The organism is Pseudomonas sp. UBA3149 (assembly GCF_002364655.1).
GTDB lineage: Bacteria > Pseudomonadota > Gammaproteobacteria > Pseudomonadales > Pseudomonadaceae > Chryseomonas > Chryseomonas luteola.
This window is the reverse complement of record NZ_DEYV01000030.1, coordinates 60,385-76,408: the sequence shown is the minus strand read 5'-3', so window position 1 is coordinate 76,408 and position 16,024 is coordinate 60,385. Positions and strand designations below refer to the sequence as shown.

The 16,024-nt window shown below is 56.8% G+C and carries 14 protein-coding genes; 6 read left to right on the top strand and 8 right to left on the bottom strand.

Features of this window, described 5'->3' with window-relative positions; all coding sequences use genetic code 11:
- The first annotated feature begins 203 nt into the window (after positions 1-203).
- Positions 204-2,621 (top strand): ELM1/GtrOC1 family putative glycosyltransferase, encoded by a 2,418-nt coding sequence (locus B3729_RS18370; protein ID WP_286788635.1) that lies wholly within the window; start codon positions 204-206, stop codon positions 2,619-2,621.
- Positions 2,622-2,679: 58 nt separating this feature from the next.
- Complete coding sequence (locus tag B3729_RS18365) at positions 2,680-3,447, top strand: aspartyl/asparaginyl beta-hydroxylase domain-containing protein (protein WP_286788634.1); 768 nt, start codon at positions 2,680-2,682, stop codon at positions 3,445-3,447.
- 53 nt (positions 3,448-3,500) lie between these two features.
- On the opposite strand, the gene B3729_RS18360 is transcribed toward B3729_RS18365, so the two are convergent.
- The 6 genes from B3729_RS18360 to lptF all read right to left on the bottom strand — a co-directional run bounded on the left by B3729_RS18360 (position 3,501) and on the right by lptF (position 9,713).
- On the bottom strand, positions 3,501-4,271 hold the full coding sequence (locus B3729_RS18360; protein ID WP_010798123.1) for an aspartyl/asparaginyl beta-hydroxylase domain-containing protein: 771 nt from the start codon (positions 4,269-4,271) through the stop codon (positions 3,501-3,503).
- A gap of 67 nt (positions 4,272-4,338) precedes the next feature.
- Entirely contained in the window at positions 4,339-5,307 is a 969-nt protein-coding gene (locus B3729_RS18355; protein ID WP_010798124.1) for a hypothetical protein, read from the bottom strand.
- An 8-nt stretch (positions 5,308-5,315) separates the two neighbouring features.
- Positions 5,316-6,242 carry a diacylglycerol/lipid kinase family protein gene (locus B3729_RS18350; protein WP_010798125.1) on the bottom strand — a complete coding sequence of 309 codons (927 nt, stop codon included), beginning with the start codon at positions 6,240-6,242 and terminating at the stop codon, positions 5,316-5,318.
- 37 nt (positions 6,243-6,279) lie between these two features.
- Entirely contained in the window at positions 6,280-7,464 is a 1,185-nt protein-coding gene (locus tag B3729_RS18345) for a CDP-alcohol phosphatidyltransferase family protein (RefSeq protein ID WP_074825498.1), read from the bottom strand.
- A gap of 105 nt (positions 7,465-7,569) precedes the next feature.
- Positions 7,570-8,643 carry an LPS export ABC transporter permease LptG gene (gene lptG, locus B3729_RS18340; RefSeq protein ID WP_286788633.1) on the bottom strand — a complete coding sequence of 358 codons (1,074 nt, stop codon included), beginning with the start codon at positions 8,641-8,643 and terminating at the stop codon, positions 7,570-7,572.
- Positions 8,640-9,713: an LPS export ABC transporter permease LptF gene (lptF, locus tag B3729_RS18335; RefSeq protein ID WP_286788632.1), complete on the bottom strand. Its 1,074-nt coding sequence runs from the start codon at positions 9,711-9,713 to the stop codon at positions 8,640-8,642. The genes lptG and lptF overlap by 4 nt, the downstream gene beginning before the upstream one ends.
- Before the next feature lie 148 nt (positions 9,714-9,861).
- Here lptF and B3729_RS18330 point away from each other — a divergent pair, with 148 nt between their 5' ends.
- Positions 9,862-10,644, top strand: a complete 783-nt coding sequence (locus B3729_RS18330; protein ID WP_286788631.1) for a phosphocholine cytidylyltransferase family protein — start codon at positions 9,862-9,864, stop codon at positions 10,642-10,644.
- On the opposite strand, the gene B3729_RS18325 is transcribed toward B3729_RS18330, so the two are convergent.
- Positions 10,635-11,465 (bottom strand): nucleotidyltransferase family protein, encoded by an 831-nt coding sequence (locus tag B3729_RS18325; protein WP_286788630.1) that lies wholly within the window; start codon positions 11,463-11,465, stop codon positions 10,635-10,637. The genes B3729_RS18330 and B3729_RS18325 overlap by 10 nt on opposite strands.
- The gene (locus B3729_RS18320) at positions 11,449-12,603 is read right to left on the bottom strand and encodes an N-acetyltransferase (protein ID WP_260466415.1); all 1,155 of its coding nucleotides are present in this window, start codon (positions 12,601-12,603) and stop codon (positions 11,449-11,451) included. Before B3729_RS18320 ends, B3729_RS18325 begins: the two co-directional genes overlap by 17 nt.
- A gap of 226 nt (positions 12,604-12,829) precedes the next feature.
- On the opposite strand from B3729_RS18320, the gene B3729_RS18315 reads away from it, so the two are divergent.
- Genes B3729_RS18315 through B3729_RS18305 form a run of 3 tightly spaced genes read left to right on the top strand, consistent with a single transcriptional unit; the run spans position 12,830 to position 15,989 of the window.
- Positions 12,830-13,279: an HIT family protein gene (locus tag B3729_RS18315; RefSeq protein ID WP_125889038.1), complete on the top strand. Its 450-nt coding sequence runs from the start codon at positions 12,830-12,832 to the stop codon at positions 13,277-13,279.
- 42 nt (positions 13,280-13,321) lie between these two features.
- Positions 13,322-15,070 (top strand): fatty acyl-AMP ligase, encoded by a 1,749-nt coding sequence (locus tag B3729_RS18310; protein WP_286788629.1) that lies wholly within the window; start codon positions 13,322-13,324, stop codon positions 15,068-15,070.
- A 4-nt stretch (positions 15,071-15,074) separates the two neighbouring features.
- Entirely contained in the window at positions 15,075-15,989 is a 915-nt protein-coding gene (locus B3729_RS18305; protein WP_286788628.1) for an NAD-dependent epimerase/dehydratase family protein, read from the top strand.
- Positions 15,990-16,024 lie beyond the last annotated feature (35 nt).

The window sequence follows — 16,024 nt, the reverse complement described above, 5'->3', positions numbered from 1 at the left end:
TGCAACACGAATCGCTGATAGAACGCGGGTTGGCTTCACGGGCTGGCAGTATAGGAAAAGCAGTGATAACAAAGGGCCAGCCACGCGCTTTGTGATGTGTGCAAGAGCCTGTTCAATCTGAACAGGGGAACTATAGTTCTTCCGTCAGCAACCAAGGCAGGTTGTACAGCTGTTCTGCCTCAGATCGAAGCATAAGAGGACGCATGACTTTCTTTGCCTGGAAAGCGCCGCGCGCTATACGTAAGTGGAAACTGCCCCGTTCGGAAAAAAACCGAGTGTCTCCCTCCACCGCTTCGGTCGGAATATCCGGTAGCCAGGCTGCCCATGCACCCATGGCGGTTCCGCATATTGTGCCGATTGTGTTGGAAGCAAGGGCAGGGGCACCCGAACAGCCAGCTGTACGTATTTTCCTGGGAACCGAGCCTGCACAATACCGCGCCGAGCGGATCTTCGTGTATTCGTTGGAGCAGGTGCGCAATCCTGATCGGCGTTACGAGGTTTACCGCATGACCCGTCTGCCGGGCTTTGATGAAAGCCGCTGGCGTACCGGGTTTACGAATTATCGATTTGCCATTCCGGATCTGGCCGGACGTCATGGGCGCGCCATTTATAACGATGTGGATCAGATCTATACGGCTGATCCGGCGGACCTCTTCGACCAGCCCATGGGTGAGCATGGTTATCTAGCGTTAACCCCAAACGACACGGCCGTCGCCTTGATCGATTGCGCGCGCATGATCGATGTCTGGAATTTTGATAAGGCACGTCGTGAAAGCAAGAAGGCCTTGCACGCCCAGGCTGCCGAGAAACCCGGCCTGTGGGGACAGCTCGACCCCGTCTGGCATGCGCGTGACCTTGAGTATGAGCATGGCCGTTCCAGATTGCTGCACTACACCACGCTGCACTTGCAGCCCTGGCGGCCAACACCTGAGCAATACTCCTATCAGATCAACCCGTATGCCGAGTATTTCCTGAGCCTTGAGCAGGCGGCCAATGCTAAAGGTTACGAGCCTTACACCATGGCGAGTCCTAGCCCAGACTTTAACGCAGCCTGTCAGACGCTGGCATCGCCTGCTGCGTCTCTGCCATCGGATGTCCTGTCCTTTGCAAGCGCACTGAGCGGCAACGATATCGCCTTCGTAGGGCATTGGACTGATGTTCATAAGGACTCACTGGCTACGACCCACTACCGCTTCGAGCAATTGCGCCAACCAGACCTGCCCAGCCATGACCTTTTGGCGGTCAGTGGTCTTGAGCATCTGCCACCGGAAGATGTGCCCTGGCTCGTGGACCGGCTGTTCAGGCTTAGCCGCGGTTTTGTCTACATCCGGACAGGACTGGGGACGGATGAGTCACTCATCAGCTCGATCAAGGGATGGCGGGCACTGCTGCGCCGTGTGTCCCAGCGCTATCCGGATCGTTGCTGGCAGCTTGATTGCGAAGACGATAACGGCACCTTGCAGCGTTATCTGGCGGACTTCCCGTTACGTTCCCGACGGGCAGAGGCGCTGCCCAGGGTGTGGGTACTTCTGGGCCAACATGCGGGCGATAATGCACAGCTGGTTGCCATTGCCGAGTCGCTTGGCTGGCCATATGAATGCAAGGAAACGCGGTTCAAGCCGGCCAAGTATGTGCCGGGTGCCTTGTTGCAGGGCAAGATGGCTCAGTCCGCGCCGGGTCTTGCCGCGCCCTGGCCGGATCTTGTCTTGAGTTCGGGACGACGTACAGCACCGGTGGCGCACTGGATCCAGCGCCGTTCCGAGGGGCGGAGTCGTCTGGTAGTCGTTGGGCGCCCACGCGCACCGTTATCCAGCTTTGATCTGGTCCTGACCACACCTCAATACAGCCTGCCACTACGGGACAACGTAGTGGATTTACCCGTGCCCTTTATCCAGAATCAGATACCGTCTGACCAGGAGCTGGCGGTCTGGAAAGAGCGTTTTGCGCATCTGCCGCGGCCCTGGGTCGCCATGTTGGTAGGGGGAAGCAGTATTCCTTACGAACTAGACAAGGCCGCAGGGCGAACGCTGGGTGCCCAAGCCAGCGCTGCTGTCCGGGCCAAGGGGGGATCGCTTCTGATTTCTACAAGCCCCCGTACCGCAGAACCGGTTACCCAGTCGCTATTAGAGGCCATCGAGACGCCGCACTGGTGTTACCGTTTCGACAAGGGTAGCGATAATCCTTACCGGGCATTGCTGGCGTTGGCCGATGCCTTCATCGTGACCGGCGAAAGTGTCTCCATGCTGACAGAGGCTGCCCTGGCCGGCAAACCGGTTGCAGTTTTCCCATTACCGGTACGGCGCCATTTCAAGGCGCGTGTGCATCATGCGCTTGAACGCAAGCTGGGCGTGATTGACCGGGTGGCAGGTAGCCGTGGCACGCCCCGGCAGCAGAACAAGACCGGACGACTCTACGACAGTCTTGTAGAGGAAGGACTCATCAAGCGTGAGCGAAGAATCGAGGAAGTTCATGTAGCGCTGGGGCTTTTGCCTTTGCCGCAGGGACTTGATCAAGTGCCAGGTCTGTCGCCAGCACTTATGGCTACCTCGCGCCAGCGTGCTATCGAGGCCGTACGGGCCGTGATTACAGGCGAGCGGGCCTTGTCGGCAAATCGCATCTAGGCGCATACATGCAGGCGGTCCGCTGGGCCGCATCGAATACCGTCAGGACACACGTACAATGACCAACGCCGCACCTCCTGTTGCCGCTAAAACAAAAGTCAAACGCAGCGCCCTCTACCGGACCGGTAAAAAGCTGCGGCCCGCGCTTAACAGCTATCTGGCCAAAAATTCTCTGGTCGGCGATCCGCCTGTATTCGATAAGCAGCTGTTTCCCTGGACGGCCTCGCTGGAGCAGCATTGGGAGGGTATACGACAGGAGGTACAACAGCTCTTGAAGGGCATGGGTTCAATTCCTGCGCTTCGCGATATTTCGCCTGATCACCGCAGAATTGCCGAGGGTAATAGCTGGCGCTCCTATTTTCTGTGGGGGTATGGCTACAAGATCGAAGAGAATTGCCTGCGTTGCCCAAAGACCACCGAGGCCTTGTCCGTAGTGCCAGGTCTGAACAGTGCTTTCTTTTCCATCCTGACGCCGGGTGCGCACATTCCACGGCATACCGGAGTGACCAAGCGCATCATGACGTGTCACCTAGGACTGCTGACGCCCACTCCACGTGAAAATTGCCGCATTCAGGTAGGGGATGAAATGGTCTATTGGGACGATGGCAAATGTATCGTGTTCGATGACACCTATCCCCATGAGGTCTGGAATGAAACCGATCAGACCCGGGTCGTGCTACTGATCCAGTTCAAACGGCCATTGCGCCTCCCGGGACGGCTCTTGGGCGACCTGTTTTTAGGTGCAGTAAAGCGGAGCCCCTTCGTTCAGGAAGCACGTCGCAATCTTGCTGCGTGGGACGATGCTCAGAAATTGCTGGATGAATAACTACGTTTGAGTGACAGCTCGACGCCAGGAAACGCCGAGCCGTTATTCTATCGTTACGGCTCCAAACCACGTTCCCAGGCGCGATGGTTGCGCCGCGCATCCTGAATGAAGGGTGACCAGCGAATCAATCGTAAGATGATCCGGTTAAGCAGCGAGCCCGGCCAAGCCAAGGGTCGTTGAATGTCCAGGAACAGCACTACGCGGACGCCATCGGTCTCGTTCCAGACCTGATGTCGGTAGGTATCGTCAAAGATCATGCATTTACCGGTTTCCCAGTGCCGGGTCTCGCCACCCACCTCAATACGGCACTTTTCTTTCGGCTCGGGGACGACTAGCCCCAGGTGAGCCCGGAGCAGTCCGTTGTAGGGACCGCGGTGCAGTGGGATGTGCTTTCCAGGCTCCAGAATGGAAAAGAACGCCGTGAACATGCCTGGGATGGACTCGATGATGCGAGTTGTCTCCGGGCAGCGCAGGCAATTGCCATCCATCTTGTAGCCGTATCCGTACAGGAAGAAGGTTTTCCAACGATCATCCTGGGTGATGTTTTTCTGGTCCTTGGAGATGTCCTGGAAATTGGGAATCTTGTGCTTGTTTTGCAAGACTTCGTTCAGCTCGGCACGAATCGTTTCCCAGTGGGTTTCCAGTTCAGGCACCCAGGCAAACTGGCCGGCATCGATAAAGGGTGTCGTTTCTACCTTGGAGTAGTGCTTGATCGCTTTTTCCAGGCGCTTGATGATCCAGAGACCGATCGCCACACTGGGGCGGTGCTTTTTGCGTTTACGTTTCTGAGTAGACAGCGTGGCGTTGTCCTGGGTCTTTTCCACTCTTCACCTCGTAGGCAGTGCCGCATGGTTCCTGATGCAAGCGAAGAGCGCTCCGCTTGCGTTCGATTTAGCGTAAACGACGTTCCCTCAATAACCGCCACAGCAACGGCCAGCCGAAGATCAGCGGGTAGCGGCGCAGCCGAGGCGTTACCTCAATTGGCCGGCCCATATGCCGTTCTAGCTTCCAAGCGATGTAGTCCACTCCATTCTCGAATGTGAAAACGGACTTCATGAGCCGAAGAATATTCAGCATTCGTCCCTGACGCCGCCGGGTGCTCCACATCTGTCGGCTTTGCTGCAAGCGCTCGCGGGAAGGCATATGCGAATAAAGATCCTCTTCAGACGCTATTCGATGCATGCCGGAAAAGTCACTGACAACGGCTGCCGTTAACTGACGGTAGTAGGTTTTATCATAATGAACCAGCTCGGCAGGCCGACTTGCGGCTTCTGGACGCAGTTCAGTACCGTAGCTCAAGGCAAGGCCCGTTTGCCATAACTGTTCACTGCTAAAGCGTTCCGGCATCGAGGGCAGTGTTTGTTCCACTAACCTCAAGACGGCGTAGCCCAGTGCCTGATAAATACGCTGCCGTATCGTGTCGTCCCGGCAGTACACCAGGCGAGACGGCTGCGCAAACCGGCCCCATAGATAGCTCTGGAACCAGCGGGCAGTGCCGCGCTCCAGATCCTTCAGCGAGAGCACAGCGCATTTGGTTTGCAGCACTTCTCCTTCTGGCGTTCGGGCTTGAAGCATGAAGACATTAGGCGGTAGCCATGCATTAGCGGCCCTAAGCAGCGCATTGGCATGTACCTCTGCGTAACTATCGACAACGGCATACAGGTCAACGATGCCTTCGGCCGGATTGCCACTTCGCAGGCAGGAGCCATAAAACAGTACGCCAACAACGGACGCGCCAAACCTTCTCTGGACCGCTTCACACAGGCAATCGAGTTCCTGGCGTACCGGTTGCCCGCTTTGCCTGGCGATTACCTCAAGCAATGCCGGTGAAGGACGGGGGAGCGGGGCAAGATCTGGCATGGCCGGCCTCAGTAAGTTAGAAAGCGCAGGGGAGCGGTGGTTGAAAGACGAATCGGGCAAGTAGCCTCGAACTGTTCACCGTCCAGAAGAAAATGTGAGCTGCCCTCAAGACTGAGTGTGCTGAGGTTACGACTGATATAGCCGTCCCGCTCATGCGCGACCGATTTGCCGCGACCGCACAGCAGGAACGGTAGGACGCGTATCAGCCGTCGCGGCTGATGCTCGACGGCTGTGAAATGCATGGGGGCCGCTTCGGTGCCCCAATACGGGCGGCAGCCGATCAACAGATTATCGAGCGTTGACGCGAGTACCAGAAGCCAGCTGCTGCTCCAGTCATGCGTGTCGGTTCTCAGTGACGCGGGTGTGGCTGGGAGAAGTGGATGGGGTTTGCTGCGCAGCAGCGACAGCAGCATACGGATAAAGGCCAGGGCAGGGCCTAGCGCACCGCGTACACCCGTTGGGCGAACATGCTGATGAAAATACCGGACACCGCTCAGAATCGCTCCCGTGCCGAAAAACATCCCGTACTGTGGCCCGCTCGTCTCGTTGCCCTCGACCTTTATCGCGGCGCGCTCCACCTGGCGCGGCGCCGCTCCCTGGCCCTCCAGCCAGGCGCGCAAGGCCTTCAGTACGGCCTCAGGTTTCGCCCGTGTGCCCAGGTCGGCGGCACTCATGTTTGTGGTGCCACCGGCAATTACCAACAAGGCAGGTAAGGGCGTGGAGGACGTTTGTAGCAGAGCCGTTAGGACGGCTTGTAACGTGCCGTCGCCGCCGATTACAACCACAAGTTCTGGTGAGGTTCCCTGCCATTGAAGCAGCGCGCGGGTAATATCCGCTGGTTCTGAAGCCTCATGCAACATGACACCGGGCAGGGTGGCAATCGATGCACGTAAAGGCTGCAGACGCCGACGAACACGACCGCTTAATGGATTCATGAGTATCCCGATCCGTTTCGGTACGGGAAGTTCGTATTCAGGCATCGGCCAGCCCGGAGCGGGGAGCAAATAGCCGAACCACCGGACGATGCCCTTCAGCCTTGAGGTCGATCTGGCTCAACCACGGCTGCAATTCAGCACCGCGTCGCCGCAACGTAATGGCCCATATGACGCGCCACGCCAGAACAAGCGTCGAGATGACTGTCCAGGCTGCCACCAGTAGCAGTCCCACATCATTGGCCCCAGCAGCCCATGCCAGCGTGAGCAGCAAGAGGTTGGGATTGCGACGGGCCGTAACCAGTCGGTTCAGCGAGTCGAAGGGTTTCCAGAGGAACATCGAAAAAGGGGCGGCAAACTTGAACGAGCCTTCGCACAGGCGTCCTGCTACATAGCCAATAAAGATAGCCCAGAACACGAGAGAAAGCGGCAGGCTGTAGCTCCAGGTTGCAGCAAGGCCCATACCCCAGGCGATGTACCAGAGCGGGGGGTGCACGATGTCGAGGGCGTGGTCGAAAATATTGCCAAAGCGGGTCGAGGTTACCGTTACGCGGGCAAGTTTGCCGTCCACGGTGTCGAGAAAGGTCATGATCCAGCCGGCGATCAGGCCCAGGCCGAACTGCCCGTTCCAAAACCACCAGCCGGCCAGGATGGCCAGCACATAACTGGCGGTCGTGACGTGGTTAGGACTCAGGCCCAGACGAACACACAGGTGGGTCACCCAGCGTGCCGGCACAGGCCAGACGCCGCGGGTGATAAAGTCCGTTACACCCTTGTACGCACCATTGAACAAGGACTTTTCCAGGTGCTGGCGGTTGCTTTGGGTGATTCTTGCTACCCAAGGCTGATCGAACTTGCGCAGCTGGGTCTGTAGGCCGGAGGCTACGGTGTCAGGTTGCGCAGGACGTAGCTGAGCGACAGCAGGTGCATTCAGGTCGGCCACGCCAGACAAGCGCGAGGCGGAGAGTCGGGCCGCGACAACCGCGCCATCCCGAGGGTCCTGCAAGGCAACGTCTTGGGTATCCAGCAATCCTCTTAATACCCGGTCATCGTAAAGGTAATCCTCGCGCAGCAGCAGAACATCACCTTCAGCAGGAAGCGCTTCGCCGGGGCTGGCCAGATGCGCCTTGGGAAATTTCTTCAGGATTCTTCGCAGCCGCTCCCGTGAGGTCAGGCCCCACAAGATCACCTCGCAACGGCCTACCAGATGGACCTGTATCGTCATAAGTTCTGCCTTAGTCCACGCAATGGATGTGTTATTTAAATTATTAAGCCTTGCGAGCCCTGTCTGACGAGGGCCGCCGCCTGTTTGGCAGCCTTTCGTACCGCCTTATCGTTTTCTGTCGAACCGAAAAATCAGGCTCATCGAGAATACCAGCATTAACAGCGCCGGAACGGTTCCCACCAGAACAGGAACAAGTCCGAACAGAATGCCCAGGTTTACAATAATCTGATTGGTCAAATAAACCAGCAGTCCCGTCACTGCGCCAAGGGCCAGCTTGCTGCCCAGCCCGGTGGAGCGTACCTGGCTAAATGAAAAAGGCACTGCCAGCAGTATCATGGCCAGGGTCAGCAGAGGTGTTCCAAGCTTTTCCCATAAGGCCACTTCATACTGGGCCGCTGGTTGCGCGGTATCCTTCAGGAATTCGATGTAGTGGTAAAGCTGCCGGGAGGAAAGACTCTCCGCCGGAAGCGCAACCTCCTGCAGGCGCGTTTCAGGCAGCACTGATTGCCAAATCATCTGATCCATGTGCTCGACCGTCTCGTCACCATCGACCCAGCGCTTTACCGTCACATCATGCAGCTGCCATATCCCCTTGGGCTGAATGTCGGCATAGTTGGCAAACAGATACTCCTTGAGTACCTCGTCGCCGTCAAAGCTGAACACTTCGATATGGGTAGGAATCCGTCCCAGGCGCAGCCCGCCTACACGAACGAACTGCTGGTCCTTACGCCCCCAGATGCTGCCATCCTTGCCATTCCCTTCGACTGAGGCAATGGCATGTGCACGTAGCTGAATAGCGCTTTGCTGAAGAGGCGAGGCAGCAAACTCATCGACTGCCGCCAGTGCTACCGCAAGCAGCGCGCCGGCTAACACGGTACTCAGTCCGATACGAGCAGCAGAGATGCCAGCAGCACGCAGCGTGTTGAGCTCTTGCGTCAGAGCCAGCTGCCCCAGTGCAGCGATACCGCCCAGCAAGGCAATGAAGGGGCCGAGTTCTACCATGCGTCGAGGCAGCGTCATGGCGACTACCTCAATGGCCTGGACAAGCCGGTAATCTCCGCCGATGTCATCAAGCTCCCCGACAAGGTCCAGGGTACTGAACAGTGGCAGTAACAATGCGGCAGCAGCTATGAAGCCCATGAAGAGAGACTGCAACAGGTACTTGTCGATGATCTTCATGCCGTGCGGATCCGCTTCTTGCCTACGTCCCGCCGGATGGCGACAAGCAGCGCCAGCATCATGAGAATAGGGATCAGCCACATGCCGGGAAAGAGGGGCAACGAGCCATTGCCAACCATGCTCCGGCAAATGTCGCTGGCATAGAAAACCAGAGCAAATGCCGCCGTGACCGGTAGCATTCTCGCAAAACGGCCCTTGCGGGGAGCGGTATAGCTAAGTGGTATGGCAAAAAGTGCTAACAGTAGGGTGGTGATGCCTCGGGTCTGGCGCCATTGCAGCTCTGCTTGATCAGATAAGGCTGACGAAGTTGCGAGGGCACTGCTGGGTGCGGCCTTGCGTCGATACTCGGCTGTTTGTGCAACCGGCGCCAGGTGCAGGGTCATATCCTTGAAAAGCATGGTCTGGTCCCGGCTGCCCTGGCGCTCCAGCGAGTAGGCAGTACCCTGTTCCAAGGACAGAACAGGGTCTTCCGGATTAGGGTCTGTAATCAATGCTTGGCGGGCCCTGAACAGGTGGGCTCTTTCTGCGCCGCTGTCGTAGATCAGCACATCCTTTAACGCGCCTGAGTCAGGCTCGATGTGTTTTGCCAGGATCATCCGACCATTGTCTTCATTGACGTTGAAGCGTTCGGCCTGCAAATGATTGACGTCCAGATCCGTTTTGGACTGCTGTTCGAGTCGATAAGCGTTGTCATATGCCCAGGGTCGGCCATAGAGGGAAAGACAGGCAACGGCGATCGCAACGGGCAGCGCAATCAACAGGATGGCTTTATACAGGCGCAGCGGGCTGACACCTGATGCAGCAATAGCCGTCATTTCCGTATCGTGGTACAAACGTCCCAGGCTCAGGACGACCGCGACATAAAGCGCTACAGGGACAAGCACTTCGAGCGCAATAAGTACCTTGTAATAGACGATATCCAGAACGACACTCAGTGCCAACGTGCCATTCGCAGCTTCAGCCAGATAGCGTTCCGAGGAGTAGCTGGCAAAAATGAAGGTAAGAATGCCCACCATGGCCAGTAAAGGACGGCATACCTCGGAAATAACATAACGCTCAATTAGACGCATGAACTCTGGAGCCTTCTGTGGTTCCAAAACACCCGCCGGTTACTATACCGTTTATTCATACGTAACTGGCTGAATAACCATCCTTAAATGTTTGGCCGGGGTTTGGCTGCTTCGAGGTGGTTAAGTTCCTTCCTGTTAGGAGACGGCATTGAATCATCTTGAACGGAATGAGCCCAGTCGGGCGATCATTTTAAGCGCGGGGCAAGGACGTCGGCTTCTTCCTTATACTGAAAACAAGCCCAAGTGCCTTATCGAGCTTGAGGGGCGTACGGTTATCGAATGGCAGATCGATGGCCTAATGGCCGCAGGAATAGAAGACATTACGGTTGTCGTAGGCTATGAGGCGGGTCAGGTAGAGCGTGTATTGAGTGACCGTTATGGTGCAGGCGTCATCCACACGCTGTTCAATCCCTTTTATGAGGTTGCGGATAACCTGGCCAGTTGTTGGATGGCGCGCGAAGCCATGCGTGATGATTTTCTGCTACTCAATGGCGATACGCTGTTTGATCTACCGGTACTCAAGCGTCTTCTGGGTACGTCGCCGCGGCCTATCACACTGGCCATCGACCGCAAGCCCTCCTATGACAGCGATGATATGAAGGTCTGTCTCGAAGGCGATCAGCTGATGCGTGTGGGCAAGACGTTGCCGTTGCCAACGGTCAATGGCGAATCAATTGGCATGATGTACTTCCAGCCGGAGGGGGCCGTTCTGTTTCGCAAGGCGCTTGAGGACAACATGCGCAAGCCTGAAGCCCTGCAGCGCTGGTATCTGAGCATTATCGATGAAATCGCTCAGCAGACCGGCCAGGTTTTCGTACAGTCCATCGAAGGACTGAGCTGGGGCGAGCTGGATTTCCCTCAGGATCTCGAAGCTGCCAAGCACAAGGTGCATACGTGGCAGATGGCGACATCAGCAGCGGCTCAATACTGAGCCGCTTCACGCCCGACTCTTTCTGACAGGATCGTCTCTACCAGTTGACGGTCCGCTGGCGTATCCACATCAACTGCGGCCTCGGCAAAGGGCAGCACCACCGCGCCAATTCGCATGTTCAGTTTGCGTGACAACCGCTCCAGTGCCTGCTCCAAGGTCAACGTCCCCGCCAGGTAGCGAAGCACTGCCGTCCAGCCCAAGGCACCTGTAATGACTCGCCATGGTCGCTTGCGCTCCTGCTCGATCCGTCTCCAGAAGGGAGCCAGCTGATGGCCGCGCTCCGTCATAAACGCAAACAGGTTGCAGCCACAGAAAGGGCCGTCCTTGAGTTTGATTGCCGTGCGGCGATTTCCGGGAAAGCGCGCCTTGACTGTTTCCAGGCGAGCGACGCCCACCACAAAATCACATCCGCTGCGCCGGGCCTCGGTCAGGAAGTACTCAACCATGTCCGGCGTCAGCAGTGCATGGTCGGCAGTCGTCAATAACACCGGTTGCGTTGGATCTTCCCCCTCAAGGCCGAGCGCGGCGCTGGCGCTGGGGGAATTCGCATGGCTCAGCCAGTTGATTTCACCGGCTTGCAGCCATGCTTCTACCTGAGGTTCCTGGCGCAACAGGGCGCGGGTAGGGCCTATGAGCGTAATGCGCTCCACCAGAGGGCTTGAGCGCAGAGTGCTAGTTACACGGCGAACCATCGGAATGCCGCCTACGGTTGCCAATGCCTTGCAGTCCACACCGGCCGCCATTGCCACTGCGTCCCCGTCATGTCGGTCAGCGGCCAGAACCAGTGCCGAAAAAGGTTTGGATTCAGAGCTGCTTTTCATAGACGCGGTATCGCTTGTACTGGTGGGTGCCAATCTGCTCGAGAATAGTGCGCATGCCGGTATTGCTTTCCAGAATCCAGGACATCTCCAGGGCTTCAAGGCCGTGCCTGACGAAGGGTGGTTTGAGCGCTTCGATCAGGAGCAGCGCCAGCGTAGGACCGAGGCGGCTGAATTGATGTTCCTGACGTACCCCCATCAACGGTACGCGCGCTGTGGTTGGCTTGCGAATCTTGAGTCGCCACACCAGACGCAGCCAGCCAAAGGGCAGGAGTTTGCCGTTGAGTGGCCTGATCACCTCATTCAGGTTGGGCAGGGCAATGATGAATGCGCTGGGCTTGCCATCTACTTCAGCAATGTACAGCAGGTCATCGGGCACCAGCAGCTTGAGGTTGTTACCCATCTCCCGAAACTCGGCTTCGGTAAAGGGAACGAAGCCCCAGTTGTTAGCCCAGGCATCGTTGAAGATATCGCGCAGCGTCTGCATTTCTTCGGCGAAACGGCTACGGTCCAGCGTTCGGATGCGAACACGCCCACGGTAGCGATCCATCATACGGCGCATGGTCGGCGTAAAGTTGAGCTCGTCCGTACGCATCCAGTACGCCAGAAGATCGGCAGCGGGCCGGTAGCCATTGTTCTCCAACTGCTGGCTGTAGTAAGGGTGGCCATGACCCATCATGAACATCGGCGGTGTATTGAAGCCTTCGACGAGAAGGCCACTCTCTTCATTGATGGTCAGGCTGAAGGGGCCTGTAATACGACGAGCGCCTTGCTCGAGCAGCCAGGCTTCAGCCGTATCGATCAGTGCCTGAAAGACGGTCGGATTATTAATAGCTTCAAGCATGCCGAAGTGACCGGTGTCCTGACCATGACGCTCTCGATGGAGCGTGTCCACCTGCGCCGTGATACGTCCTACCGGCTCGTGGCCTGACCAGGCGATCCAGGCCCGCCATTTCAAATGTTCGAATACGGGATTTTTTCGGGAGAGGTGCTCGTGGCGCTCGAAATGCAAAGGTTCGACCCAGTTCGGGTCGCTCTTGTAGAGGCGGCCCGGGAAACCGATAAAGGTCGCCATATCCGTCTTGCTGACAACAGGTCTAACTTCAATTGTTCGTTTGATCCCGGAAGTAAGTTGGTCCACATGAAGGCCTTTGGCTTGGTTAGCTGAACGATGCTTCGCGTTGCACTAGAAACATGCTTCCTTACATACACACATTACTTCTTCCCACGGCACGATTATGCGCTTATGGTTTACGAATGTTTCAAAAAATAACAAGCATTAGTGATTCGAATAGGCTTTCAAAGCAGCGCATAAACATTTAACTTCCGTAGCCGAACCTAATCATACGATGATCAATGGGGTCTGGATGGAATCGACTGATGCGTTGAACGCCACCATGAAGAAGTTTGGCGCTCCTGATACGGTGATTCGTGATTACCGCTATTGGGCGGTGCTGTTGCGACCCCAGCAGGTAACGTTGGGCTCTCTGGTATTGATTGCCAAGGAGCAGGTAACGACCTTTGCCGAGTTGAGTCCGGCAGCATTTGCAGAGCTCAAAGCTGTTACTGTCGACATTGAAAGCACTTTAAAAACTATCTTCAACTACGACAAACTGAACTATCTAATGTTGATGATGGTCGATCCAGACGTCCATTTTCATGTAATACCTCGTTACAAGAGTCCCCGTACTTGGGCTGACCGGGAGTTCAGTGATAGTGCCTGGCCAGGACCCCCTCAGCTGAATTCATCGATTGAGTTTCAGGAGGTCGACAACATTAATTTACGTGATGAACTGATGCGCTGCTGGCCTTGCTGATCGGCCCGCTGCATGCGATGTGCTGAAAGCAGGACCAAAGGGATGGCCGAACTGTACATGTCTGCAACACTAACTCAACACGGTTTACCTCAGCGCCTGGCTGATTTTTCGACGTTGTCGGAAGCGCTTGATTATGCGGCTGAAGGTGAAACAGGGCTGAACTTCTATGATGGCCGTTGCCGCCTGACGGCTGTTGTACAGTACGGTGCCCTCAGAAGAGAGGCTCTCAAGGTCGCTAAACGGCTTCATGGTTTGGGCCTTGAGCGGGGAGATCGGGTTGCCCTGATCGCCGACACCGATCTGTCCTTCATGGAGGTTTTCTACGGCTGTCAGTACGGCGGCTTTGTGCCCGTTCCGCTGCCGATTCCCTCGGGGCTAGGCAGTCACGATATCTACGTCAAGAAACTCAAGGGACTCCTCAAGAGTTGCGAAGCCTCTGCCGTATTCGCACCGGCCGAGTTGGTCAAGTTTGCCGAGGAGGCCGCTGAGCAGCCGATGCGATTCATCGGTACGGCCAAGGAGCTCTCCTTGCGCCCGCTTATAGCAGTCGAGCTGGCGCCTTCCCGTGCCGATGAGGTCGCGTATTTGCAGTACACCTCCGGCAGTACCCGTTTCCCGCGTGGTGTCGTTGTAACGCAGCGGGCTGTGATGGCGAATCTGCAAGGCATTACGCGAGATGGCCTGGGCGTTCAGCCGGGTGATCGCTGCGTCTCGTGGTTACCGTTCTATCATGACATGGGGTTGGTCGGATTTGTCCTTGGCCCGATGGCGTCCCAACTGTCCGTTGACTATCTGCGGACTCAGGACTTTGCCATGCGTCCCAGGCAGTGGCTGAGTCTGATCAGCCAGAACCGCGGTACGATTTCGTTTGCACCTCCTTTTGGTTACGACATTTGCACGCGCCGTGTTCGCGAAAGCGATATGGAGCGTTTTGATTTGTCCAGCTGGCGCATCGCAGGTATTGGAGCCGAGCCTATCAGGGCAGAGGTGTTGAACCGTTTCGCCATGCAGTTCGAACGGACGGGCTTTGATCGCAAGGCGTTTTTGCCCTGTTATGGACTGGCGGAGAGCACCCTGGGCGTCAGCTTCGCGCGTCGTGATACCGGTATCCAGACGGACCGTATCAATCGCTGGGAGCTTGAGCACCATTCCCAGGCCATTCCTTTCGACGGGCCGGACAGCAACGCCAGCAGCTTTGTCAATTGTGGTGCGGCCCTGCCCGGACATACGCTTGAAATCCGTGATGACAACGGACATGCCTTGCCTGAGCGTGCAATCGGTCGTATTACCCTGAAAGGGCCGAGCCTGATGTCGGGTTATTTCTGCGACGAAGAGTCTACCCAGGCAGTCATGAGCCCTGAAGGTGATTGGCTGGATACGGGAGATCTGGGCTATCTCTCCAAGGGTGAGCTCTATATTACCGGTCGCCGCAAGGACTTGATCATTGTGCGCGGACGTAATATCTGGCCTCAAGACATTGAGTACCTGGCCGAATGCCAGCCGGATATTCGCCCCGGCGACGTCATTGCCTTTCTTATTCCAGGCGAAGAGGAGCCTCAGGTCGTCGTCCAGGTTCAGTGCCGTATCATGGATCTGGAACAGCGTGAGCATTTTGCTCAATCGCTGACCAAGCTCATCAACAGCGAGTTTGGCCTTACCTGCCGGGTGGAGCTGGTGCCGCCTCATTCATTACCGCGTACGTCCTCCGGCAAGCCCTCGCGAGCCGAGGCACGCAAGCGGTTTATCCAGCAGATCGAGGCTGATTGCGGCCTCTCTCTTGCTGCTGGATAAGCCTTTGACCGCTCAGGTTGTCGCCCTCACGGGGGCGACAGGCTTTATCGGAACCATCTTGCGCAAGCGTCTGGTTGAAGCGAATCTCACGGTACGCGCTCTAAACCGACGCGAAGACGGCCCCCGCGACGGTGTCACCTGGATCAAGGGTTCCCTTGAGGAGCCTGATTCACTTGAGCATCTGGTAGACGGGGCGGACATTGTTATCCACCTTGCCGGTGCCGTTAGAGGCAGCACGCCCCATCAGTTCAACCGGATCAACGTCGACGGCAGCGCCCATCTGATGGAGGCTGTACGGCGGATTGGTGCAGGCCGGCGGTTTCTTTTGATGTCTTCTTTAGCGGCTCGGCATCCAGAGTTGTCCTGGTATGCAGCCTCCAAACGTGAGGCAGAGCAGGCTATCCAGCAACGGGCCGGCGACCTTCCGGTTACGGTATTCAGACCTACCGCAGTTTATGGGCCGGGCGACAAGGAGATGCGGCCACTCTTCCAGTGGTTGCTGCGTGGCTGGCTATTGACGCTGGGTGAGCAATCCGCACGCTTGTCATTCATTCATGTGGAAGATCTCGTCCGCGCTGTGGTGGCCTGGGTCGGTGCCTCGCAGGTACACTCGGCTACCTATGAACTCAGTGATGGTCATCCTGACGGCTATGACTGGCAGAGCATTGCCGAGATTGCTAAAAGAGTTCGCCAAGGGCCGGTGCGTAAGGTTACTGTGCCTGCCGCAGTGCTTGAGGGAATGGCACAGGTCAATCTGTCCCTTTCCCGCCTGACACGACGTGCACCCATGCTGACACCCGCCAAGGTAGGTGAGTTGAGACATCCTGACTGGTCATGCAGTAATGCAGCCGTTGAGCAGGCACTGGGATGGCATCCAAATATCCTGCTGGAGAAGGCTTTGCAAGAGCGTAGTTTCTGAAAGGCCTAGGGCATTCATTCCGTTTAGGGACTTAG